At 34.1% G+C, this 25100-nt stretch carries 14 protein-coding genes; 9 read left to right on the plus strand and 5 right to left on the minus strand.

The features are described 5' to 3' along the window. Positions 1 to 8 precede the first annotated feature (8 nt). The 6 genes from EQG61_RS04300 to EQG61_RS04325 all read left to right on the plus strand — a co-directional run bounded on the left by EQG61_RS04300 (position 9) and on the right by EQG61_RS04325 (position 8457). On the plus strand, positions 9 to 332 hold the full coding sequence (locus tag EQG61_RS04300; protein WP_129460652.1) for a hypothetical protein: 324 nt from the start codon (positions 9 to 11) through the stop codon (positions 330 to 332). Next, positions 329 to 1528 carry a primase-helicase family protein gene (locus EQG61_RS04305; RefSeq protein ID WP_129460653.1) on the plus strand — a complete coding sequence of 400 codons (1200 nt, stop codon included), beginning with the start codon at positions 329 to 331 and terminating at the stop codon, positions 1526 to 1528. Before EQG61_RS04300 ends, EQG61_RS04305 begins: the two co-directional genes overlap by 4 nt. A 510-nt stretch (positions 1529 to 2038) precedes the next feature. Beyond that, positions 2039 to 5194, plus strand: coding sequence for an Eco57I restriction-modification methylase domain-containing protein (locus tag EQG61_RS04310; protein WP_129460654.1), 3156 nt, complete (start codon positions 2039 to 2041; stop codon positions 5192 to 5194). Between the two features lie 21 nt (positions 5195 to 5215). After that, positions 5216 to 5857 (plus strand): hypothetical protein, encoded by a 642-nt coding sequence (locus EQG61_RS04315; RefSeq protein WP_129460655.1) that lies wholly within the window; start codon positions 5216 to 5218, stop codon positions 5855 to 5857. A 54-nt stretch (positions 5858 to 5911) separates the two neighbouring features. Further along, a complete protein-coding gene (locus EQG61_RS04320; RefSeq protein ID WP_129460656.1) occupies positions 5912 to 7135 on the plus strand; it encodes an ApeA N-terminal domain 1-containing protein in 1224 nt (407 codons plus the stop codon). Positions 7136 to 7173: 38 nt separating this feature from the next. Continuing rightward, positions 7174 to 8457 (plus strand): hypothetical protein, encoded by a 1284-nt coding sequence (locus tag EQG61_RS04325; protein ID WP_129460657.1) that lies wholly within the window; start codon positions 7174 to 7176, stop codon positions 8455 to 8457. 68 nt (positions 8458 to 8525) lie between these two features. On the opposite strand, the gene EQG61_RS04330 is transcribed toward EQG61_RS04325, so the two are convergent. The 3 genes from EQG61_RS04330 to EQG61_RS04340 all read right to left on the minus strand — a co-directional run bounded on the left by EQG61_RS04330 (position 8526) and on the right by EQG61_RS04340 (position 11100). Further along, a complete protein-coding gene (locus tag EQG61_RS04330) occupies positions 8526 to 8798 on the minus strand; it encodes an STAS-like domain-containing protein (RefSeq protein WP_129460658.1) in 273 nt (90 codons plus the stop codon). Positions 8799 to 8878: 80 nt separating this feature from the next. Beyond that, positions 8879 to 9778, minus strand: coding sequence for an ATP-binding protein (locus EQG61_RS04335; protein WP_129460659.1), 900 nt, complete (start codon positions 9776 to 9778; stop codon positions 8879 to 8881). Between the two features lie 26 nt (positions 9779 to 9804). Next, positions 9805 to 11100: a phage integrase SAM-like domain-containing protein gene (locus EQG61_RS04340; RefSeq protein WP_129460660.1), complete on the minus strand. Its 1296-nt coding sequence runs from the start codon at positions 11098 to 11100 to the stop codon at positions 9805 to 9807. 621 nt (positions 11101 to 11721) lie between these two features. On the opposite strand from EQG61_RS04340, the gene EQG61_RS04345 reads away from it, so the two are divergent. Together EQG61_RS04345 and EQG61_RS04350 are read left to right on the plus strand one after the other, a co-directional pair. Then, on the plus strand, positions 11722 to 15039 hold the full coding sequence (locus EQG61_RS04345; RefSeq protein ID WP_129460661.1) for a DUF7619 domain-containing protein: 3318 nt from the start codon (positions 11722 to 11724) through the stop codon (positions 15037 to 15039). Positions 15040 to 15197: 158 nt separating this feature from the next. Then, a complete protein-coding gene (locus EQG61_RS04350; protein WP_129460662.1) occupies positions 15198 to 15941 on the plus strand; it encodes a coiled-coil domain-containing protein in 744 nt (247 codons plus the stop codon). Between the two features lie 28 nt (positions 15942 to 15969). Here EQG61_RS04350 and EQG61_RS04355 read toward each other — a convergent pair whose 3' ends face one another. Both EQG61_RS04355 and EQG61_RS04360 read right to left on the minus strand, forming a co-directional pair. Then, a complete protein-coding gene (locus EQG61_RS04355) occupies positions 15970 to 17733 on the minus strand; it encodes a DUF885 domain-containing protein (protein WP_129460663.1) in 1764 nt (587 codons plus the stop codon). Between the two features lie 11 nt (positions 17734 to 17744). Continuing rightward, a complete protein-coding gene (locus EQG61_RS04360; RefSeq protein ID WP_129460664.1) occupies positions 17745 to 18638 on the minus strand; it encodes a NifU family protein in 894 nt (297 codons plus the stop codon). Positions 18639 to 18767: 129 nt separating this feature from the next. On the opposite strand from EQG61_RS04360, the gene EQG61_RS04365 reads away from it, so the two are divergent. Next, positions 18768 to 25100 (plus strand): choice-of-anchor L domain-containing protein (locus tag EQG61_RS04365; protein WP_129460665.1); only part of this gene is annotated, 6333 nt, incomplete at its 3' end.

Below are 25100 nucleotides of genomic sequence, written 5' to 3' on the forward strand. Positions count from 1 at the left end.
TAATTATTATGAGAGCTTACAATGAAATTGTTTTACAAGATGTATTTATTCATCTTACAAAACTAAAAGCCGATTTTGCAAAATTAACAATTGAAAATAACAGAAATCAATTAATAGTTTATGCAATGCAAAATTTCAATAATAAAATTGAATTGATTGAACAAATAATTAAAAGCTATGACTCATATAACTTTAAATCAATTACCAATAAAATTAATGCAGTTTTATTAGAAGATCCAGAGTTGCATTGTGTGAAAGTTGATATTAAAAAAAGTAAGTGTTTACCTCAAATTGATAAATCCAAAACAGCTTTAATTATTCATCTAATATGAAAGATATTAAACAATATATCAGGGTAGGAACAGAGTATTTAAAGGAAATAAATCTACCATTGATTAGTGGAGATTCGACAAAAATCTATTCAAAATGGAACAAGCAAACAATTATTGATGATTTTGGTCGGGATGCCCTAAATAAAATAAGAAAGTATGAAGGATTCTGCATAATTCCATCACATTTAGAGTATAAAAAAGAGGTGAATAATTTTATTAATAGATATGAACCTTTGTCCTATGAAATTTCAGAGAATGGTAAATGGGAAAACATTGAATTATTTCTAAGACATATTTTCATGGAACAATATGATATAGGATTAGACTATCTAACTATTCTTTGGAAGCATCCAATACAAATACTGCCAATTTTATGTTTGGTAAGTTCTGAGAGAAATACTGGAAAATCAACTTTTTTAAAATTGTTGAAACTAATTTTTGAAGGGAACATGACAATTAATAAGAATGAGGATTTTAGAAGTCGTTTTAATTCAGATTGGGCTTCTAAATTAATTATTGCTATTGATGAAGTGCTACTAGATAAAAAAGAAGATAGTGAACGGATCAAGAATCTATCAACATCCGGTCATTACAAAAGTGAGAGTAAAGGAGTTGATAAAGCAGAGATTGAATTTTTCGGGAAGTTTATTTTATGCTCAAATAATGAAGAAAATTTCATTAAAACTGACAATAAAGAAATTCGGTATTGGGTTAGAAAAGTTGAACCATTTACAACAGAAAATCCAAATTTATTGGAAATGATGAAAGACGAAATTCCTAAATTTATTTGGTTTTTAACCCATCGAGAAATTAAAACAAAGCGAACCACGAGAATGTGGTTTACTAAGGAACAAATTCATACTAAAGCACTCGATGTTTTAGTTAAAGGGAATAAAACTTATACAGAAAAAGAATTAGAAAGTTTTATTATAGATCAATTTCAAACACTTGAGTTAGATGAATTATGCTATTCGGCAAATGATCTTGTTGAAGAATTAAATAAAGCAAATATTAGAGTGGCCAAAAGTTATATTACTTCAGTGATTACAGAGCATTTTAAATTAGAATCTAAAAACAGTTGTTATAAATTGTCACGTTTAGATTTGTCAACTGCGAATAATGGGAGCTGGAGTGTTTATCAAGAAAACAGAAAGGGCAGATTTTTCACTTTTAGAAAAGAAGATTTTATAAAATAAAGTTGAATTGTTGATAATTCAATTCTACGTTAGTAAAATCAAGGTATGGATATAACAACACAACTTCAACAAACATTCAACATTTGAAAATTGTAAATTACCAAAAATTAATATGTTGAATGTTTGTTGACTATTTGTTGTTAATTACTACCAATAAATACAAGTGCTTGTGTAAATTTTTCAACAAATCAACAGCAGATATTAAATTCATATCATAATTGAATGTGGCGGCAGTTTTTTTATACAAAATAAAAAAATCAATTAAACAATGCATTACACATATGCAATTGTTGATTTGTAATTGCATTAGAAAAAAACAATTAATAGTTTGTATTTGTGAGCCTTACAAGTTTACATGTAATCTACATAGTTTAATTGCAAAACCCTTTTGCATTGATTTTGCATTACTTGCTAGGTAACCAATGCATTCATTAAAAATTAAAATAAAAATTGATTTTTATAATACTATTCTTTATTAATTTTAGAGATTATAATCCTCAATTAATTGTAATGCCTTTATTTCAGAATTCAGTTGTATCTAAATATTCAAAAAATCAAGATAAAACGATATTTGCTAAACGTTGGAATGACTTCAAAGTTCACTTTCACAATTCAACAATTCAAGAAAATATTAGAAATAGCAAAGAAGAGCAATATCAAGGTGAATTTCTTATTGACTTATTTGTGAATATCTTGGGTTATACGAAAAACCCACAACCAAACTTCAACCTAACAACCGAATATAAAAACGTTAAAGACAGCAAAAAAGCTGATGGTGCTATTTTGATTGGTGACAAAGTTAGAGCAGTTATAGAACTCAAAGGCACAAATACAACGGATTTAGGAAAAATAGAAACACAAGCATTCGGTTATAAAAACAATCAACCCGATTGTATTTACATAATAACTTCAAATTTTGAAAAATTACGGTTCTACATAGATAATGCAATTGAGTATTTAGAGTTCAATTTATTTACATTATCTGAAAAAGAATTTGAATTACTGCATTTGTGTTTGGCCTATGAAAACCTCTCAAAAGACATTGCAAAGATAATCAAAGAGGAATCGGTTAGCCAAGAAGACGTTATAACTAAAAAACTTTATAAAGACTATTCAATTTTTAAACGTGAATTGTATAATAATTTAGTGGTCTTAAATCCACAATTTGAACCAATAGAACTTTTCAAAAAATCACAAAAGTTATTGGATAGGTTTCTATTTATTTTTTTTGCTGAAGATCGAAACTTATTACCAACAAACTTAATTTTTCGAATTAATAAAGAATGGCAGAATTTGCGTTTAATGCGTATAGAAGTTTCACTGTACGATAGATACAAAGTCTATTTTAACGATTTAAATAGTGGAGCAAAAGTAGTATTACCTGCATTTTCTGAAACAGCCAGTAAACAAATTGAAGAGCATCAAATTTTTGCATATAATGGAGGTTTGTTTAAGGCTGATGAGATTTTAGATAATATTATAATTGATGATGCATTATTGTTTAAGCATACCGAAAATTTAAGTAATTATGATTTTGCTAGTGAAGTTGATGTTAATGTTTTAGGGCATATATTTGAAAATTCATTAAATGAATTAGATGAAATTAAGGCCGAATTAGAGGGGGAGCAGATAGATAATAAAAAAACCAAACGAAAAAAAGATGGTGTTTTTTATACACCTAAATACATTACTAAATATATCGTTGAAAATACCTTAGGTAAATTATGCAATGCAATGAAAATTGAATTGCAATTAAATGAAGAAGATTATATTACTGATAAAAAAAGACAAAAAAAGACTTTACAAGGACTTAATGACAAATTGCATTGCTATCGCAACTGGTTATTGCAATTAACTATTTGCGACCCAGCTTGCGGAAGTGGTGCTTTTTTAAACCAAGCACTAGAGTTTTTAATAAATGAGCACCGTTACATTGATGAATTACAAGCCAAGTTATTTGGAGATGCAATGGTATTAAGTGATGTTGAAAAAAGTATTTTAGAAAACAATTTATTTGGAGTTGATTTAAATGAAGAAAGTGTAGAGATTGCAAAGCTTTCATTGTGGTTAAGAACAGCACAGCCCAATAGAAAATTAAACGACCTGAACAACAACATTAAATGCGGAAATTCATTGATAGATGATGTTACTTTAGCTGGTGAAAAAGCATTTAACTGGCAAACAGAATTTCCTCAAGTGTTTGCAAAAGGTGGTTTTGATGTAATTATTGGAAATCCTCCGTATGTTAGCCATGATAGAATTGATAATAAAGAATATTTGAAAAAAAAATACCTTTCTTTTAGTCCTTTCGGAGATTTATATATTTTTTTTTATGAACTATCACTAAACATTATAAATCAAAATGGAATAAGTTCATTAATAACATCAAATTCATTTTTGAAAGCTGAGTATGGCAAACCATTGAGAAAATTAATCATTTCATTAACTTACATTGAGCAAGTGATTAATATTGAAAACACACAAATTTTTTCGGATGCAACAGTTAATACTGTCATACTAACTTTTTCAAAAAACAAAGAGAATAACGTCAAAGCTTTAGTTGTTAACAGTGAGTTTAATAATTTAGACTTTAACGAATTTATTAATAAAAACTCTTATTTCTATTTACAAACAGACTTCGATGAATTATCTTGGAATTTAATCAAACCAGATATATTAAAAACAAGAAATAGAATAAAAGGAAATAACAAAACACTAGAAGATTATCATACAAAAATTAGATTAGGTATAGCAACAGGTGATAATAATGCGTTTATAATTGATGAGAGTAAGAAAAAAGAGTTTATAAATTTAAACGTAAAAAATAGTGAATTAATAAAGCCCGTATTAAGAGGTCGAGATATTGAAAGATATAGCTACACTTTCCCAAATTTGTATGTTCTTTTAACAAAAAATGGTATTGATGTAGAAAATGAATATCCAAATATTTATGATTATTTAAATAGTTTTGGTGAAGGGTTTAAGAAAAGAGGAGCAAAAGGTCAACATTGGACTAACTTAAGAGCTTGTTCATTTTTTGAAGACTTTAAGGAAGAAAAAATAGTTTGGATTGAACTTACTGATGTTGGTAGATTTTCCCTTTGTACTGACGAGATATATTTATTAAATAGTGCTTATTTTTTAATTCCGCCCAAAGAATTTAATTCAAAATTTTTGCTTTCAATCCTAAATTCAAAAGTGATTAAATTTTATTTAAGACAAATTGCAAACACAAGCGGAGTTGGCACAACCAGATGGATTAATAATTATGTTAAAGATTTTCCTATACCTAAAATTAAAATTTCAGAACAACAGAATTTAATAGTTAAATCCGAAAATATGATTTTATTTATAGAAGATTTTAAACAACAATCGCAAAAGTTTCAAAGGACTATTCAACGCAAATTTGAGTTAGAAAGTTTGCCGAAAAAATTACAAGACTGGTATTTGTTGTCTTATACTGATTTTATAAAGGAACTAGGTAAATTAAAAATAAAACTTACACTATCTGAAGAAGCAGAATGGGAAGATTATTTTACTGCCGAAGCAACTAAATTAAGAGCTATAAAAGCACAAATAGAAACCACTGACAAAGAAATTGATGCAATGGTTTATGAATTGTATGGATTGACAAAAGAGGAGGTCGCTGTTATTGAGAATAGTTAGTAATTAAAAGTTGTAGAAAATATGAGTAATAAAAAAGTTGGAGTTGGATGTTTGCCGTTACTCATTCTAGTCATTATATTATCTGTAATTAGATTTCAGCTAGCTCCAGGGAAAACTTGGGAAAAAGAGTTCGCTAATATTACAGTTCTAATATATTTTATTGGTGTAGTGTATATGTTGTTCGTTGTAATTATTAATAAATTCAATGAACCTGTTAAGTTAAGTAAAGAGGAAGGTTTGGTTTTGTCAATATCAAAACATAAAAGAGAAATTGAAAAATATTTAGACTCAAATGGATGTTATAAAATGGAGTATAGAGCTGGTCAAGCTGAATTTTTATCTCATCATTTAGCAGAACTATTTAATGAAGAAAGAGAGTTGTCCTATTGTAAGTCAATTGGATTGACTTTTAAATCTTATTCATTTAACAAAAAAACAGACCATGAACAAAGAAGAATGATGATTGAAAAAATAATCAAGGATAATGAGTTAAAAAAATTTGCTTTTTGGGGTGGTTTGTATAGAGGGCAAGCTTATAATTTATATCATGGGATTGGAGAATGTAGTAGTCAAGGTTGTTATAATCAAGTTGATGAAGTCTGGCATAACCTATGTTATAGTTGTTTTAGAGAGAATAATTGGGATAGAAAAAATGTTTATTAAGGATATAGTTGAAAGAAATATTGAAATTGTAATATAATAGTAGGTTAAGGGATAATGTTTAAAAAGGATAAATATTATGGTGAAATCTGGCTACCTAATAAGGAAGGCCAAAAACAATTCTGTACAATAGAGGTTGTTGAAAATGATTTTTTTTTAAATACTATTTTATTGACAGATTTGTTACAAATCAAGTTAGATATTATATATGGTGTTTTTAATGATTTAGGATGTCTAACTTTCGTTAATTGCAATATAATTAGAAGTGAAACAGGAGTTGTAAAATACAAAAAAATTTGTCCTGATTATGTATTTGCATGTGCAAATCATTTTATTGAACCTAAAGGAATAAGATTAAAGTCGATTGAAATTGAAAACAATACAATTAATGACTTTATTAGCAATTTTCATACCATGAACCCTTTAAAAGATAAGGTAGAAGTTCAGAATGTTCAGATTAACAAAATAAATATAAATGAAGATTTAACATTGTCATTATTCAAAAATTATGGAATAGAAACAAATAGATTTGGAACCAATATTTTAAACCACGGAATATTAAAATTTGAGTTTAATTATGAAAAATCACTTCTTCAGTCAATTGAAATTTATAGGCATTTTCAAAAATTTTGCATAATGTTTTTTTTTGGAATAGAGAAGTTTAATTATTTTAAATCCAATTGTTTAAATTGTGGAGAAGAATATTATATAGTGTTTAATGATGATTTAGCTTTTACTCATAATCAAGGAATTTTTCATAAATTTTCATTTAAAAATTTTGATAGTTTTCCTAGTGTAATCTCAAATTGGTATAACAATGAAGATCTTAAATATTGTTTTGATATAATTATTGAAAATTATTTGTCAAAGAAAGTAAGTAGAGCTCGAAGATTTACAAATTCAATATCTTCATTTGAAGCTTTTTACAAATTGTTTTCAGTAGAGAGTAAACACAAAAAGTTAAATAAAAGAATCTTTGAATATAAAGATATTTTCTGTTTAATGGATCCCAATATTGTTGAAATTGAAGAGTTCAGTAGGAAAATGATTCGAATTAGAGATTTTTATGTTCATGGTAATAGAGATCAAAAAACGGAACATAGTAGTTTTGAATTATTATATTATTCTTTATTATTAGATTTTGTTGTTATCAGAGAGCTTTCAACTGTATTAGGTTTTGCTGATAATGATATTAAAAAAATTGAAAATGCAGGAATCTCAGTTTTTAAAAATCAATTACCATTAAACAGATTGATAAACGAAAATTTAATTATTGATTAATTTTGTTAAGTAAAAAATATTTTTTGCAAAATTAATTTATGTCAAAAGAATACATTTATAATAATTTTATTTGGAAAGGTATTTTTGGCAATATAAATTCCAATAAAATTTATCCTCGATTTAATAAAGGTGAGCAATTTTCAATCGGTTTCTCCAACATTGTTCGTTATTGCGTTGCATTACCCAAATGGACAATTAAAAATTCTGAAACTAAACTTTATTTATCCATTAAAGATAATGGAGAAGTTTTTGAATTTACTAGTAACTGGATTTCAACCAAAATGAAAGGGGCTTTTTTAGAGACCATATTCGATGAAATTGTAAACCGAAACAAAACAGAAAATGAGTATGTAAATTGGAGAAGTGATTTATTCAACTCTTTACTAGAATTAAAAGAAAAAGCAACTGATTTAAGGCTTTCAAAATCTTCCGAAGATAAAATCGAATTAAACTTCAAAGTTCATTTAAACAAACTACAGGCTACTTTTGAACCTGTTGAATTTCTTGACCCATTTTTTATAATAGAATTAGGAAGTAAAAGCTCGCTAGAAGTTTGTGAAATTGGTTTAGATTTTTTAGAAGTTGATAATAAAAAGTGTATCGGGATTCTTAAAACAATCATAGATGAAATACCTTATGTTGGGCTAATTATTGGAATTGCCTATTTTTTTGAGGGCAAAAGTGAGCTTTCAAACAATTATATTATAACTGCATTAAATCAAGTTGACAGTATTGACTTTTCAATTGATTTTACAGGATTAATAGCAGAAGTTATCGCAACCAATGATTACAATTTAGGTGTTGTTGACGATAAAACTATTAGAATGTTTTTCAATGTATTAGACATAAATCAAAGCACAACAGCATTAATTAAATTGTCTTATATAATTTTGAATAAAAACCTCAAATATTTAAAAGAATTTGCATTAGAAAATGTAGCTATTGCAATAAATCATAACTTAAATGATAAAAACGAATCAACTAAAATTTCTGGGTTTCATATAATATGTTCAGTTTTGTTGTGGAATGATAAATTTAATGAAGCAGAAAAGTATCATCATTATTTTTTAAACGAGAAAAATGATTTTTTAAAATATAATTTTGAACACGTTGAGGGATATATAACATTAGCGCTTGCAAAAAATAATCACAACTTTATTTCAAATTTGATTTTAGATTTTCCACATTTGAAAAATAGAGCCTCAGGGTTATTTAATGCTTGGAGTTTTGAAAATTTAGAGTTAAAAAATAAAAGTTGGAGTAATTTGGACATTTACAATCATAATAAGATTATTAATGCAAGAAAGTTGTATTGTGAATAAAAAATGATTAAAAAGAAAAAAAGTAACTATGACAGTAGTTTTTAAAATGTCATGTATTTACTTATTATCTATAAAGCAGAAATAATAACTCTTTGAATAAAATCATTTGTATTGATAAAGGCAACTTTATTTCTAAAAGTATCGGTGGAAATAGATTCGCGCAGTTTCCCGAAGCATTCGTTTGCAAATGAATTGGTTATTACGTCAACGTCTTTAAAGTCTAAAAAAACTTTGTCGTTTTTTTCAATTTCATTTTCAATAGATACACGAATCTTCGCTCCCAAATCGCGAGTACCTAAGCTTGTGCCTATTTTATTAAATTCAATTGTTAACAATGACATTTTCGGTGTTTTTCTGAGTGCAAAGATATAAAAATATAAACAAAATATGTTAATAAAACGTTGAAATTTAATTTGTTTTTTTACTGAAATAACATTTCAAATAAATGTTCTTTTTGGTCATAAAATTTGTCAGTAAAGAGTTTGTAATTTACTTCAATGTTAGTGTTAATTCTTAGGTATATACATGTGCCTTGCCAGTATTTTATATCTTTAATTCTATAACCATTTTCATCAAAATCTAACTTTTTACTGCCTGAAATAATGCTTAACCAACCTTTGTTTTCTTTTGTAAACAAAGAGGTTGCATATAATCCGTGTCCTTGACCCTTTCCATTTGTAATTCCCTGTTCTATGCATTTTTGTAATGCCTCTTCTTCACTGAAATTATATCTTTCATTAAGAGCTTCTTTAATGCCAATACCATGATCAGCAACCATTAATCTAATTTGATTTAATGTTGAAAAATATTGAGCGACAACCCAACCCTCCTTTTCTTTAGAATGATTTAAAATATTGTCAAGTATCTCATTTAAACAATAATCTAAGCCTGTTAATACGTCGTCATTTATTTTACTTTTTTCTCTTAAAACCTTAATGATTTTATTTTGTACTTCTATTTGATTTTCCGATGTATAAGTTTGTATTTCTACAAAACTATAATCCTCTAATTTCATTTCAAGTTTGGGAATATCAATTTCTAGATTTTTAAAAAAATCCATTTTTAATAGATAATTATAAATAACTTTCGAGGTATCCATTCTAATGTTTCCTTCAACTTTTATTCCTTTACTTTCAATGTATTTTATTGAACAAAGTATTAACAATGCATAATCAGGATATAAAAAATTACAATTTTCAAAATCAATAATTAAAAATGAATTAGGTTCGTTCTCGAATTGTGTAATTAAATTGTAACACGCTTCTAATGTTTTTTCGTGTGAAGTAGTTAATTCAGAAACTTTTAATGTGTAATCACTCATTTTTTGTCAGGGTATCTCTTACAAAATTAATAAACTTTACTATTTGTTTTCCAATACTCTTTTAATTTTTCAGCATATTGTTTCGGGGTGATTTTTATGTAGCCTAAAAATTGAGCTTCTGTTTTATGGCCAGTAATTTTCATTATTGTAAGCGTGTCAATTTTCCCATATAAATTAGTAGCAAATGAGCGTCTGCAAATATGTGAAGTGACTAATTCGAATTTTGGAAACTTACCTATTTGTTTTCGATATATTTTTTCTTTTTTTCCATTTCTATCGATTGATATTTCTGTGATTTTTGCTCCCTCAACAATTTCATTAAACCCTACTTCTTTACATATAATTTTGATGTAATCATTAAATTTCTGATCACTTATTTTTCTTGGAAAACTTCCATTTCTTTTTTCCAAAATTGCTTTCACTTGATGATGGATAGGTATGATTACAGGAAAATCAGTTTTGATAGTTTGCTTTTCTATAAATCCTTCAATAATATTTTTTTTAGATAATTTAAGAAAGTCAGAAATTCTAAAGCCAGTCCTTAGACCTATTATAAACCAATCTCTTGCATTGTCTAAAAAATCTTGATTGAATTGTTTCTTGTATATAGCATTTATTTCATCTTCTTTCAGATAAATATCATTTGTTTTATTAGTTGGAGAGTAAAATTCTGAAAGTTTAAATTCCTTTGATATTGTTAATCCTTTTTTATCTGCATTGTTGCAAAATAATTTTAAATCATCAATGTATCCTCCAATAGTATTAGGGTTTAATTTCTGTTCTAGTTCCAAAAATTCAATGAATTTTGTATGGAATGATAGGTTTATATCCGTTAGTTTAATTTTGTTTCTCGTGTAATTTTCAAAAGCTGTAATTTTATTAAGTGTTGTGACGTAATGTTGAATTGTTCTTGGTTTAATAGGGGTGTTGTTTCTTGTTTTTTTAATTTTTGATTCTTCGATAAATGAATTTATATAACTAGTTAAAAAAACAGTTGCATTTACATCTTCATTGTCAGTTATTCTATTAAAAAAAACATTAATTTTTTCTTTTAACCAATTTGTGTTTATGGTCTCTGCTGTTAGTGTTGCATTGCCAAACTCTTTACGAATGAAAATGTTGAGTTCTTTTAATTTATTGTTGATTTCTTTGTAGTTGACATCAGGAGTTACCAAAACTTCTTGTTTTGAATCACTCCATCTCTTGTTTGGAATTTGTATGCCGGTTGAACATTCTATATCGAAAAGATTACTGTGTTTAAATCTTAAATAAATAGTATTCCACTCGTTACTGGTTTTTATTCTAAATTTACCTGTTGCCATATCTAATTTAAAGTTTTTAGCTATTAAATATTCCCCTATTATTCCCCTAAATTTTAAAATTAACTATGATTAATTTTAATTAAAGATATTCAAAAACCCTGCCACTAATTGATTTTAATGGATTTTTTAATTTTGATTTACAGTGTGAAAGTATAGGTTTGATAACTATCACCCGCACAAAATCCAGACAGTAGTCTGGATTTTTTTTTGCGTGTAGTTTCTCCCGAGGATTCGGGACTATCACCCGCACAAAATCCAGAATATTGTCTGGATTTTTTTTTTGCGTGTAGGTTCTCCCGAGGATTCGGGACTATCACCCGCACAAAATCCAGAATATTGTCTGGATTTTTTTGTTTGTAGTTTCCCCAGATGTTTAGTTTGTCCCGAGAGTTACGATTCGGGAGGACTATCAACCACACTAAGGTTCAGACAATTGTTTGGACCTTTTTTTATGAATTTTGGTTCGAAATTCAATTCAAAGGAGAATTATTTCACAATACTTCGAAATACTAATTCAAACAATACCATTACTAGTTGATAAGGATGAATTTCTTCATTCGTATGATTTCTAAGTATTAAATTTTTATATTGCGTTCAAAATCAAACAAAAACGAGTGCTTTATGAAACAATACTACGCTTTTATTGCCTTCTTTTTATGCTTTAGTATAAAGGGGAATGCGCAAATTCCGTTGAATCCACCTTCTCCCTATTATCTCTGTGATTACAATAATGATGGGGTTGAGACTTTTGATTTGAATACAAAAAAGTACGAGATTTTAGGAAGTTTGTCGCCTAACGAACATACGGTTACTTTTCATTTAACGCAAATGGATGCGGCCAATGATGTTGGCGCCATTAATCCCATTTATACGAATACAGCTTGGAACTTGACTTTATTTGTTCGTGTTGAAGAAGATGCGAATCCTTCAAATTATGGGCTAACCACGTTAGTGTTAGGTTTGAATCAACTGCCTACTGCAAACACGTTTACATTAACGGTGTGTACCAATACACCAGGAGCTTCTTCCTGCATAGATTTGACTTCAATAGATAATCAAGTAACGGGTGGGAATCCCATTTTGTTAGTTCAGTATTTCCCTTCTTTATTCGATGCGGAAGCGAATACCAATCAAATTTTAAATCCTAGTTGTTACCAAAGTTTAGCAGCTACACCAACTTTATCTCCAGTATATTACAGTGTCATGAATGTTGATACAGGCTGTAGATCAATCGGTGATATTCAATTGGTAAGTGTGTTTTGTAGCACTTGTACAACACCAACGGCTTCAGTACTAAGCACAGCACAAGATAGTGCTCAAATTGTCATGATGTCAAGCAATCCGAACGAACCGTTGTATGGTTGGGAAGTCGTGGTGCAGCCCGCTGGAGGTCCGCCACCATCGCAAGGCACAATCTATCTAGCGCCCAATTCTGTGATTAATTTGACCGGATTGCAATGTGCTACCGATTATGAATTTTTTGTACGAACAATTTGTGAATTCAGTCCTTATAATGGAAGTAACTGGAGTAGCGTGTATTCCTTTACAACAACGGCTTGTGGGCCACAATATGGACAACCCTTATCGTTTCAAGACTGTGTGGATGGGTCGAATTTAGCGTGTTTTGATTTGACCTTAAATAATGCCCCAATTATTGGAACCCATGACCCAAGTCAGCACACTATTACCTATCACGCTAGTGCCAGTGAGGCAGAAGCAGGCGTTAATCCAATTGACACCAATCATTGTGTAGGCGTTGGGTCGTCTTCTGTTTATGTGCGCGTGTTAAAAAATGATGGAAGTTTCTTTACGTCGGTTGTTTTCTTTTTCGTGCAATCGTACACCTATGATACTACGCCGCATGTTGAATATTCTGAATGTGATGTGGATAACAATGGGATTGTCGTTTTCAACTTAACCAATTTAGCGACTCAAATTTCTTCAAACAATACGTTAGAATATTACACGAGTGCTACTAACGCGGAATTGCAACAAAATCCGATCAGTACGCCTTCAAGTTATTCGGTAAATGTACAAGGAACATCGCTCCCGATTTTTGTACGCGAAGTCATTCCGAATGCATGTGATCAAATACACTCTTTTAGCATTCGCACCTTTGGAAATTGTAATCCGGCATCGACTTGTCAAGGTGCCAATTCGTTGTGTGGTAATTTAGGAATTCCGTTTCAAAACACCGTAAATGTAAATTCAGCGGGAAGCGCAGGTTGTTTGACTACTACTCCAAATCCAACTTGGTTTTACATGCCCATTAGTCAGTCGGGGGTGTTGAATTTAAAAATTGAACAAAATCAAAATGTCAATTTTGCAGGCACACAAATAGATGTTGACTATGTTATTTATGGACCATTTGATGACCCTATTACAGCTTGCTCTATGACTACAACATCTAATATAGTGAATTGTAGTTATTCGGCTTCACCAATTGAATATCCTACATTCAATGCCATTGGTGGGAAATACTATTTAGTTATGGTGACTAATTTTAGTTATCAACAGGGTTTTATTCGTATTTCCAATATGGGAAGTCAAGCGGTAATCGATTGCAGTGGGATGCAGTTTCAAGCCTTCTTGGATAGTAATGCTAACGGAACCATGGATGTGGGAGAATCACCTTTTCCCTTGGGTGAATTTTCGTATGAGCGAAACAATGATGGTGTAGTGCACCATTATTCCAATCCGTATGGAAATCTTTCTCTTTATGATTTAAATATGGCCAATACATACGATGTTGGGTTTACCATTCAGTCCAATTATGCTGCGCAGTATGCGGTAAATCCGGCCTTGATGTCCAACTTGTCGATTACCCCTGGAAGCGGTGTTCAAACCTATTATTTCCCAGTAACTGTAGTGCAATCCTATAATGATTTAGCGGTTTCGATTGTGTCTTTGAGTTCGCCCCGACCTGGGTTTATGTACACCCAACGTGTGATTTATTCCAATTTGGGTAACCAAACTATTAGTTCGGGCTCGATTAATTATACCAAAGATGCATTGGTAACCTTAATCAATACGCCCAATGGCGCAACGCCAACAGCCAATGGGTTTAGTTATGGATTTACCAATTTAGCACCGTTTGAAACCCGTCATTTTGAGGTTACAGCACAAGTGCCCGCTGTTCCTGTGGTCAATGCGGATGATGTATTGGTTTCTTCAGCGTCAATATTACCTGTTTCTGGTGATGTGGTGCCTCAGAATAACGATTTTACATTGAATGATTTGGTAATTAATTCGTACGATCCTAATGATAAAATGGAAGCCCACGGTCGTGAAATCGTTCAATCGCAATTTACGGCAGACGATTACTTGTACTACACGATTCGTTTTGAAAATACGGGAACCGCGAGTGCAGTAAACATTCGGGTGGAAGATGTATTAGAGGCGCAATTGGATGAAACCACAGTAACTATGGTAGCTTCGAGTCATGATTATTCCTTAGATCGTGTGGGTTCTACCTTAACTTGGCGTTTCCCTTCTATCAATTTGCCGGTTTCTGTAGCAAATACCTCCATTGGAAAAGGCTTTGTTACCTTCAAAGTCAAACCAAGAGCAGGATATGAAGTGGGTGATAGTATCTCAAATACGGCGTATATCTATTTTGATTTTAATCCGGCGATTATTACCAATACGTTTGAAACACTTTTTGTAGCACCTTTAGCGACACCTGAAAATAGTCTGCAAAATGTAGTAATGTACCCGAATCCCACTTCAGGTATTCTTACCATTGATTTCGGTTCAACGAATTTGATAGGAGCGAATGTTGAAGTGCGATCGCTATTAGGTGCCAAAGTTTTTGAACAAAAATTAACGGGAGGCATTCAAGAACAAGTGGATGTGTCGGGATTAGAAAACGGCGTTTATCTCGTTACTATTTTCACTGCTGACCAACAAAAAATACACTACAAATTGATTAAAAAATAATAATAAGGGCTGTCTCAAAAAGACAGCCTTTTTTTTGTCTACAGTTAACAACACTTTGTCAAACTGTTAAGAACTTCTCTGAGCTAGTTTTATTTAATGAATAAGGTTGGTTATTTTTGTATCCTCTCCGGATTGATGATATGAAAAAGAGAACCGTTATGATAGCATTACTTGTCGCATTTATTGGGATTGTCCTGGTTACCGGGGCTTTGTTTTATTTGTATAGTTCGAATGAAGTAGCCAAAACCAAACAAGAAACGGGAGAGCTAAAAGTAGACCGTGCCAATCGCGAAATTGATGATATTAAAGGTGAAATCGAAGACACGAAAGAGCAGTTGGTCGAAACGGAAACGAAACTAGAAGAGGCAAAACCGAATTTAGAAGCGCAAATTGCCTCGGATAATATTCCCATCGTTGAGATCACGGATATTGATTTAAGTGAAACCAAAGAAGTGAATGAAGCTCGAAAAAAAGGAGAGCGACTTACTTACATCCATCAATTAAAATTCAATTTGGTGAACACGGGAAAATTTTCTTTGAAAGATGTGATTTTTTCGATTAAGGATATTTACACCGAAAACGGCGGTCGTAAAAAGAAAGCCAAAGATTATAATTATATGGGGCGTACCTTTAGTACAGAAGATGTGGGCGCCTATCAAAATGTTGAAATCCCAACCTTAAATTTGAAATCTAAAAAGCAAGTTTATGTGTGTAATTTACCTTCTAGTTTTGGCGTTGGAGACTATTATTTTGATATTATTTTAGAATGGAATGGCGGGTTTTACCAAATGCATGTGGATATTGAAGAGGTGCAAGGAAAATTAAAATACCGTTACCAATTTTATGATATCGATGGAAAAGCCATTGATTTTAAAAAGGTAGAAGATAAAATGAATAAATAAAAAAAGCCCCATTTTACGGGGCTTTTTTTTATTTCGAAGTAGCAATCCAATCGCTGACTTTTTGTTCCAAAAGTGCCAATGGCATGACACCCGATTCCAATACAATTTGGTGGAACATTTTAATGTCAAAAGATTTTCCTAATTCTTTCTGGGCTTTATCGCGTAGCTCTCGAATTTTCAATTGCCCAATTTTATAGGATAGCGCTTGACCTGGAATCGCCATGTAGCGTTCGATTTCGGCAACAATACTGGCTTCACTTTCAGCTTCGTTTTCCAATGAGAATTGAATGGCTTGTTCGCGTGTCCAACCTTTGGTATGCATGCCCGTGTCTACCACTAATCGAATGGCGCGGTGCATTTCGTTGCTCAACATTCCAAAATATTGAAAAGGGTCTTTGTACAAGCCGAGTTCAGTTCCTAAACTTTCTGTGTACAGTGCCCAACCTTCGCCGTAGGCACCAAACCAATTGAATTTGCGAAAATCGGGTAAGTCCTTATTTTCTTGTTGTAACGAAATTTGGAAATGGTGACCAGGAATCGCTTCGTGTAAAAACAAATCTTCGTCGCCATAATAATTATAATGGGTTACATCTGGAATCGGAACATAGAAGGTTCCCGGACGTGAACCGTCAGCAGCACCTTGCACATATTCGGCACTGGCTGTTTTCTCACGAAACGCTTCGGTACGCTTGATGCGGAAAGGTGTTTTAGGTTGTAAGGCAAACAATTTATCCACATTAGGTTTGATGGTAGCGTGAATTTTTTCAAAGTTGGCAATCACTTCTTCTGGTGACTTGAAAGGCATCAATTCTTTTTTGTTGCGAACGAAATCAAAAAATTCGATGATACTTCCTTTAAAGCCCACTTGATTTTTCACTTTTTCCATTTCCGCTTTTATGCGAGCTACTTCTTTTAAGCCGAGTTCGTGAATTTCGGCCGGACTTTTCGTCGTTGTGGTCCATTGTTTTGCCAATGAAGCATACCATTCTTTTCCGCCGGTTAAACTACCAATACCACTTGTTTGTCGCGATTTTGGGAGGTATTCATTTTTCAAAAAAGCAACCATACGTTGAAAAGAAGGTACGAGTTTCTCCTGAATTGCTTTTTTGTAATCGGCGGTTAATTTGTCACGTGTAGCTTGGTCAAAAGTTGAGGGGAATTTGGTAACAGCGGTGTAGTACAAGTGTTTTTCAGGTTGTGTAACCATTTCCTCAAATTGAGGGATAAGTTTTTCGGTTAGTGTTTTGGGTAATACATAGTTTTTCGCGATCCCTTTTTTCATATAGACTTGGGCAGAATCCATCCAAACTGCAAATTTGTCCATACGAGTCAGGAAGTTGCGATAGTCTTTTTCAGTTTTAAAAGGTTGTGCCCCTTCCGCTCCAGCAAATTGCCCCATGGTTAAGTGAGTTCCAGAAAACTGATTGAGCGGAATCAAATTGCTGGGATGTTGCAACATTTCTTGTCCGACACTAACTTCCCATTTTATTATGTCATAACTGATTTTTTCTTCAGGGGAAAGCGTTTCATAGTCTACATCATGCAGTGATTTCTCTGTTTTTTCAAAAAATATTTGTTGATCTTTTCGGTAACCATCGGTCATTTCAAATTGCAATTGATCATTGAATTGGGATTGACCGTTTACGGTTGCTTCAAGTGGATTTAATTGATTTTTACCGTCAAAATAGTCTTTAGTGATTTGTGTAAAATCAACGGAAGATTTTTCGGATTTACAACCGATTAATAAGGTGATAAGTCCGATGCTAATTGCCAAGAAATGTATTTTTTTCATCTTTTTTTGGTTTAAGAATTCAACGCTTCAACCACGATATCTTGGTCTTTTAGCATGTCTTTTAGCATATTTTCAATGCCATTTTTTAAGGTGAATGTTGACGATGGACAGCCATTACACGAACCTTGCAACACCACCTTTACACGCTTTGTGTTTTCGTCAAAGGAATCGAAAAGAATATTTCCACCATCAGCAGCTACAGCAGGTTTCACATATTCTTCCAAAATATTGATGATTTGTTGCGAAGTGGTGTCGAGGTTGTCAAAATTCTTGATTTGTTGTTTTTCTTGTTTTGGCGCTGATTGTACCAAAGTTTCATCGACAACTGTCCCTCCATTTTCAATAAATTCTTTGATGAATGTTCGCATTTCTAAAGTGATTTCATCCCAAGAAGCCACTTCGTATTTGGTGATTGAAATGTAATTTTCATCTATAAAGATTTCTTTTACAAACGGAAATTTGAAAAGTTCTTTGGCTAGGGGAGAGGCTTGCGCTTCGTCAATATTTTTACACTCTAACGCTTGTGTTGTAATTTTTCGATTGACAACAAATTTTAACGTCGCTGGATTGGGAGTGGTTTCACCATATACAGAAATCGGAATTTTCTTAGCAGCAGTGTCTTCGATTATAATTTTTCCACCATCTGCAACAAATGCTTCAATTTGAGCGGCCACTTCTTCTTGTACATCAGTCCATTCTACAATGCTAAAGCGTTCTATGGCAACGAAATTGCCTGATATATAGACGGTTTTAACAAAAGGCAGGTAAAAAAGTTTTTGTGCTAAAGGTGAATTTTTTGTTTCATCTATATTTTTGAACTCGTAATTTCTTCCGTTTGTAATAAATTCTGGAAATTCGAATTTTAAAATCGTAGGGTTTTGCGTTTCTTTTATAGTAATTTTCATGGTTTTACGGGTAATTTCTGCAAATTTAACAAAGATATTTTTTGAGAAATACTATATTTGAAGTTTTAAACAATTAATTAACAAATTACTCGTTGTCTGTAAAGGATTTCGATTCAAAATAAAAAGCGAATGAAAGGGAAATTACTATTCTTTTTACTGGCATTTCAGTTGGGTTTTTCTCAGGCTATCAATGTTGATGTGACCACGTATAATGTGCCACAATTGGTCCGTGAAAAACTATTTAATTTACCTCCGGGAGTTACTAGTAACTCTTGTACAGGTTCAATATCAAATATCACTTGGAGCACAGGGACAAACTTTGGGTCTGATAACGGTATTGGTTATTTCACCAATTCTAATGTCAACTTTCCATTATCAGCGGGTGTGATTTTAAGTACGGGTAGTGCGATTGAAGCATCGGGTCCAAACACTTCAATTCAAAGCAATGGAGATTGGCCAGGAGATACAGAATTGTTCAATTATATTGATGGCTTAGGGATTGATCCCGGACTGATTGATTACAATAATGCAACATTGTTAGAATTTGATTTTGTTCCATTGACCACCTCAATGAGTTTTGACTTTGTATTTGCTTCGGAAGAATACGGTACTTTCCAATGTCAGTATTCAGATGCTTTTGCCTTCTTCTTAACGAATACTACAGCAGGAACTCCTACAACAAATTTAGCTTTAGTTCCAAGTACGACAACTCCGATTTCTGTTTTGACTATCAGGGATCAAGCTCATAATGGAACATGCGGTTCTGTAAATCCTAGTTATTTCGGATATTATACCAATGGAAATGCTGCCAACGCTCAGTCTCTGGCTGCGCCCACCAATTTTAACGGGAATACAATTCGAATGACGGCATCTTCAAATGTTGTTCCCAATAACACTTATCATATTAAATTAGTTATTGCTGATAGAAATGACGATGCATATGACTCAGCAGTTTTCTTGGGTGCTGGAAGTTTTAATTTCCCATTACAAACGGGTGGTTTCGGTCTAGATGGCTATTTGATTGCAACTAATAACGCCATTTGTTTTGGGAATACACGCCCTGTATATGCTGAAGCGACGCCAACACCGGGAGCCTCTTACCAATGGTACTTTAATGGTTCGCCAATCCCAGGTTCTAATAATAACACCTACGTAATTTCTCAGCCAGGTTCTTATTCTGTAACCATAACATTCCCTAACGGTACTACTCAAAGTAGTTGTCCCTTTCCGGTAGAATATTATCCACCAATGCCCGTTGGAAATCCTAACAATTTATTCCAACCAGTTACGAATCCAGTTTTTAATTTAGACCAAAATACTTCAATAGTGTTGAACGGTTTAGATCCATTTGATTATGATATATCCTATCATTTAACATTAGCGGATGCTCAAAATATTGCTAACCCAATATCAAATACAACAGCTTATACTGCTTTAGCTAATGGTCAAACTATTTATGTAGTTGCATTGGAGACTGGTGGAAATGGTTGTGTTTCAATACAATCTTTTACTTTGAATCTTACCTCAGTTGCTTGTGAGACAATTACAAATCCTTCCAGTGATCTCACGGTTTGTCAGGGAGCTGATCCAACACCTTTTTCTGTAACTACAAGTGCAACGGGCGCAAATTCAATTCGATTTGTATATTTTACTTCTCCTCAAACAGGGGATGCAATGTATACTGGAGGAACTACTTTAGCAGATGTTACTCCTAGTGCAGGTGTTGCTAGTCATGATGCAGGAATTTTAGGATCTTCAGGGTCAATTCCAAATTTACCCGGGACCTATTATATCTATGCAATTTTAAACCCTGCTCCAACTGATGTGACTTGTCGTCCTTATCAAGAAATCCAATTTACAGTAAATAGTGCAGTAAATGCTGGAACAGACGGTTCCATAACGGTTTGTCAATCCAATACCGCAGCAATAGATTTATATAGTCTAATAACTGGAGAACAAACAGGAGGTACGTGGGTGAGAACTTCAGGTACAGGAGGAATCTTTAATGCTGGTGCAGGTACGTTTACACCTACAGTTACAGCAACTTCAAGTACTTTTACGTATACAATTTTAGGTTCAGCACCATGTCCAAACGACAGTAGTGTGGCCTCTGTGATTCTTGTTTCACCACCTAATGCTGGGATTGATGGGTTAACATCGGTTTGTGAAACAAGTACTACTCCAATTGATTTGTTTAGCTTGATAACAGGCGAACAAACAGGTGGAACATGGGTTCGAACCACAGGAACGGGAGGTAATTTTGATGCCGCTAATGGGTTGTTTACACCTGCAATTGGTGCAACTTCAAGTACCTTTACGTATACACTTTTAGGTGGTTTTGGATGTTCACCGGATTCAAGTACTGCTTCAATTTTTATATCTGCTCAACCTAATGCAGGTTCAAATGGAAACTATTCTATTTGTAGCAATGACCCTTCGACCATAAATTTAAATACAGTAATTACCGGACAACAATCAGGTGGGACTTGGGTGCGAACAACTGGAACAGGCGGAGTTTTTAATGCCGCTGCTGGAACCTTCAATCTTACAGTGGGAGCGACTTCAAGTTCGTTTACATATACTATTACTGGAACAGCACCCTGTGTCAATTCAAGCAGTGTTGCATCTGTAAATGTAGTGCCTCAATCTAATGCTGGTGTCGATGGTTTTACAACGGTCTGTGAATCAAGTACAACTCCTGTTGATTTGTTTAATTTAATTACAGGAGAGCAAACGGGCGGTACATGGGTTAGAACGACAGGTACAGGCGGTGTATTTAATGCCACTTCGGGGACTTTCACCCCTGCAATTGGTGCTACTTCAAGTACATTTACGTATACCATAACTGGTGTTATTCCTTGTGCAAATGATGATAGTGTTGCTACGGTAACTATTCAGGCGCAACCCGATGCAGGTCTTGATGGTAATTTGACAATTTGTAATACAAATACTTCAACAATAGATTTATATAGTTTGATTACGGGTGAGCAAACAGGAGGAACATGGGTTAGGACTTCTGGGTCTGGTGGTGTATTTAATGCAGCTTCTGGATTGTTTACACCTAGTTCGACTACTACAACAAGTTCGTTTACCTATACCATAACCGGTGTTGCACCCTGTATTTCTGATAGCAGTTTAGCAACGCTAACTGTAAATATACAACCATCAGCAGGAAATAGTGGCTCTACTACGGTTTGTGAAACTAGTACCACAACAATTAATCTTTTTAATTTAATAACGGGAGAACAAACCGGTGGAACATGGGTAAGAACTTCTGGAAGTGGAGGTAACTTTGATGCAGTAAATGGTTTGTTTACTCCAGCAGTTGGTGCTACAACAAGCACATTTACTTACACAGTAAATGGAGTAAATCCATGTGGCCCTGATTCAAGTGTGGCGACTGTAAATATTTCATTAGCACCAAATGCAGGGGCTGATGGTTCTATTACAGTATGTCAGTCAACAACTCCAGTGGTTTTAGCTACGGTAATTTCTGGCCAACAAAATGGAGGGACTTGGATAAGAACTTCGGGTACTGGAGGAACATTTAATGCAGGGGCCGGGACTTTCATTCCTGGATTTAATGCTACAGTAAGTACATTTACCTATACTGTTTCAGGAGCTTCTCCTTGTCCAGCAGATACCAGTGTTGCTACAGTAAATCCTATTACATCTCCACCATCAAATCAACCCACCCCCTACATCGTCTGTGACGACAACAACGACGGCGTGGCGTGTACCTTTGATTTGATTACGAAGATTCCTGAAATCACAACCGATCCGAATGTTCAAGTGACGTTCCACTTAACGACAACCGATGCACAAACGGGTTCGAATCCGATTCCGTTGACGCAATTGTTCTGTAATAATGATTACGACCAACAGACATTATATATTCGGGTGTTTGATCCTCTTGCACCGAACTGTCCGTCATATACTACGTTACAATTAATCGTGAATAAAAAACCAGTAGCGACGCCTCCAGCGGATTACCACAAATGTGATGATAACACGGATGGTATTGCGGTGTTCAACTTGAATACAGTGGTGAACCCACAGGTATTGGGTAGTTTATCGGCTTCACAGCATACAGTGACTTATTATACGTCACAAGCCGATGCTTTGGTTCCTCAAAATGCCTTATCGGGAACGAATGCTTTTACCTCGGCTTCAACGACATTGTGGATTCGTGTGCAAAACAATACTACAGGCTGTTTTGATGTAGTGTCCGTAAACTTGGTGGTTGACCCACTACCGCTGTTACCTGCCGTTGGGTACTTCCCGCAATATGAATTGTGTGAAACGACCGCTCCTGTGGGCTATGAATTCTTTAATTTGAATTCGCAATTACCAACTATCTTAAACGGACAAACGGGCATTCAAGTGAAGTTTTATCCGACCTTGGCTAATGCCAATGCCAATACCAACGCGATTGCGAATCCGGCAGCCTATCAAAACGGAGCGCCGTACAACCAAACTATCGGTATTCGTTTAACCAATACCACTACGGGATGTTATGTAGTGTCTACCATGGACTTGATTGTGAATCCGAAGCCGGCACCGAATGTGCCAACGGCTCCGTATGTGGTGTGTGACGACAACCAAGACGGTGTGGGTGAGTTTGATTTAAATACCTTAACGCCTGTCTTGTTAATGGGTACGCCAGCTTTGTACAACATCAGCTACCATCTTACGCAAGTAGATGCACAAACGCCCGTTAACGCAATTCCGTTAACTCAACCGTTTATCAATAACGATCCGTTTGTACAGATTATCTGGGTTCGCGCCGAAGATCCTACTACAGGCTGTTACACGGTAGTTCCTGTAACCTTACAAGTGAATGTTTCGCCGATAGCGCCAACCAACTTGCCGACGATTAACAACTGTGATGTAGACAGCAACCCACAAGACGGTTGTACGACCTTTAACTTAGCGTCACAGACTCCTGCGGTTTTGGCCCAACAAACTACAGCAGCTAATAACTATACAGTAACCTATTACACTTCACAAGCCGATGCGTCAGCTTCACCAGCGGGTATCAACCCGATTGTGAATACAACCAACTATACCGCTTGTGGCACGACGACTATTTGGGTGCGTGTGGAGCACAAATCAACGCATTGTTTTGCGGTGGGTTCGTTTGACTTGCAAGTGAACACGTCTTTGGTGTTGACCACGCCTACGCTGTATGCATTGTGTGATGATGATGCCACACCAAATAATCAGTTTACGAGTTTTGATTTGGTCAGCTTTGTGGGTACGGTTCCCGGGCATACCCTTGCATTCTACTTGGATGCGGCCCATACCCAACCGATCAATACCCCAAGCGCGTTTACCAATATCATTGCGGCTAACCAAACGATTTTCGTAGGTGCTACCAATACTACTACAGGTTGTAAAAGCTACCGTACCTTAACCGTGCGGGTATTGCCAGTTCCCACACCGCGCACCAACCCACCGGCTTTGGCGGCGAAGTGTGATGTGAATAGTCCAGGAGATGGGTATGAGATTTTTGACTTGACGGTGAATGCCGCTTATATCTTAAACGGGCAAGCCAATGTGAGTTTGCATTACTACCCGAGTTATAACGATGCGGTGGCAAATACCAATGAGATTCTTACCCCAACGACGGCCAACGTGAATCAGAATGTATGGATTCGTGTGGAGAGCAACTTGAACATTGACTCGTTTAACGAACACTGTTATGTACTGGTTGAACAAGCCTTAACGGTGAATCCGTTGCCGACCTTGGTACAGCCTGTGGCCGATTACCAAGAATGTGACGACGATACCGATAACATCACGGCGTTTAACTTAACCGCTTGGGGTCAGGCCAACTTGCTTACAGGGAATACGCTACCACTAAGCAATTATACCTTGAGTTTCTACGAAGATGCAGCACTCACGCAGTTGATTGCTAATCCAAACGGTTACTTAAATACGAGCAACCCACAAACGTTGTATGTGGTAGCGACCAACAGTACGACAGGTTGTCGCTCGGTAGCGGGAACATTCAATATCTTGGTGAATCCCAAGCCACAAGCTGACGTACCGTCTATTCCGTTTGAAACCTGTGATACCGACGGAACAAACGATGGGCAGTTTGCCTATGACTTGACTCCGCTGGTGGCGATTGCTTTGGGGACACAACCTAGTACCGATTTTACGGTAAGTTTCTACAACACCCAATTGGATGCACAGAATGAAACCAATGCCATCACTGATTTAGTAAATTATATGACCTATACCCATTTGTTATGGATTCGTGTGGAGAACAACTTAACGGGATGTGCACGTGTGGTTTCTTATAGCATGACGGTGGATTTACTTCCAGAGCCTGTGATTACGACTCCTAATAACTCCCATGTGATTTGTGTGGATGCGGATGGAACACTAGTGCGTGATTTAACCCTTACTGCAGATAATAACATTCCGGGGACCTATACCTATGAGTGGTACGAG

It is taken from the genome of Flavobacterium stagni (assembly GCF_004122105.1).
GTDB classification, from domain to species: Bacteria; Bacteroidota; Bacteroidia; order Flavobacteriales; family Flavobacteriaceae; genus Flavobacterium; species Flavobacterium stagni.